At 71.6% G+C, this 1,248-nt stretch carries 2 protein-coding genes; one reads left to right on the top strand and one right to left on the bottom strand.

Annotated features, from left to right (window positions below; genetic code table 11):
- Position 1: 1 nt before the first annotated feature.
- Positions 2 to 406, bottom strand: a complete 405-nt coding sequence (locus tag ACNFOC_RS54505; RefSeq protein WP_416966332.1) for a hypothetical protein — start codon at positions 404 to 406, stop codon at positions 2 to 4.
- Between the two features lie 127 nt (positions 407 to 533).
- Here ACNFOC_RS54505 and ACNFOC_RS54500 point away from each other — a divergent pair, with 127 nt between their 5' ends.
- The gene (locus tag ACNFOC_RS54500) at positions 534 to 1,187 is read left to right on the top strand and encodes a uridine kinase family protein (protein WP_416966331.1); all 654 of its coding nucleotides are present in this window, start codon (positions 534 to 536) and stop codon (positions 1,185 to 1,187) included.
- Positions 1,188 to 1,248 lie beyond the last annotated feature (61 nt).

Genomic DNA, 1,248 nt, shown 5'->3' with positions numbered 1-1,248 from the left:
CTCAACCCCCGAGCACTCCCAGCGCCTGCCCCACCACAGGCACACTCCCGATCGACTGGGCCTGCGCAACAGGCCCGGTCAGCATCTGCGAAGCAAGGGGCTGGAAGTCCGCGAGCTGGGTCGCAACCCCGTTGTCGAGCGGATCAACACCCGTCCCCGCGAGCGGATTCGGCTTGAGCCCGGCAACAGGCCCGGTGACATACCCGACCGTCCCGGTGAGCGCGCCAAGCCCCGCCGCGGGGTCGATCTTGCCCAGAGACGTGGGCCGCGTCCGCATCACGTCGACGACCGGCGCGGTGTCCGCGGCGGCCGACGCCGCCCCCGCGCCCAGGGCTACTCCGGCGGTCGCGAGGGCGACGAGGGCGCGCTGGGCGGTCGGGTGCTGGGGGGGCGTGTGTCGTGCCATTGCTGGTGCCACCTTCTGGTGCGCAGGGTAATCAGGTCAGCACGAAGGGTAGTTGACGTGTGATGCGCGTTCCACTGCCGACCCGCGGGGTCGGCAGGACGTACGGAATACGTCAAACTGGTGTCCCGTGAGCATCCTTTCCCCGTCACCGGCCCGTGTCGTGCTGCTGTGCGGCCCCTCGGGTTCCGGCAAGTCCCTCGTCTCCGCCCGGTCCGGTCTGCCCGTGCTGCGGCTCGACGACTTCTACAAAGAGGGCGACGACCCGACGCTGCCGCAGGTGGCGGGGAGTTCGGACATCGACTGGGACCACCCCGGCTCCTGGGACGCGGACGTCGCGGTCGCCGCGATCGTCGAGCTGTGCCGCACGGGCCGTACGGACGTGCCGGTCTACGACATCTCGCTCAGCGCGCGCACGGGCACGGAGGCGGTCGATGTGGGCCGGACCCCGTTGTTCATAGCGGAGGGCATCTTCGCCGCCGAGGTCATCACCCGCTGCCAGGAACTGGGCGTCCTCGCCGACGCGCTGTGCCTGAACCGGGGTCCGATGCGCACCTTCCGGCGCCGCTTCCTGCGGGATCTCAGGGAGGGCCGTAAGTCCGTGCCGTTCCTGTTGCGGCGCGGCTGGCGGCTGATGCGGCTGGAGCGCTCGATCGTGGCCCGCCAGACCGGACTCGGCGCGTACGCCTGCGACAAGGACGAGGCGCTGGGCAGACTCGCGGCGGCGGCGGTGGGCCGGCGCCCGGCCGCGGCTTCCACGCCCGCCGCGACCCCCACCGTCTGAGGGCACGAAAAAAGCGGGACTGGACGGACCCCCCGGCCCTCCAGTCCCGCTCTCCCCGTTC

Source organism: Streptomyces colwelliae (assembly GCF_048158785.1).
Lineage (GTDB): Bacteria > Actinomycetota > Actinomycetes > Streptomycetales > Streptomycetaceae > Streptomyces.
The sequence above is the reverse complement of the archived record's forward strand: the minus strand, read 5'-3'. Positions and strand labels throughout refer to the sequence as shown.

Excerpts from the sequence above, each read along its gene's own strand:
- ACNFOC_RS54505 (WP_416966332.1), bottom strand. The coding sequence starts at position 406 with ATGGCACGACACACGCCCCCCCAGCACCCGACCGCCCAGCGCGCCCTC.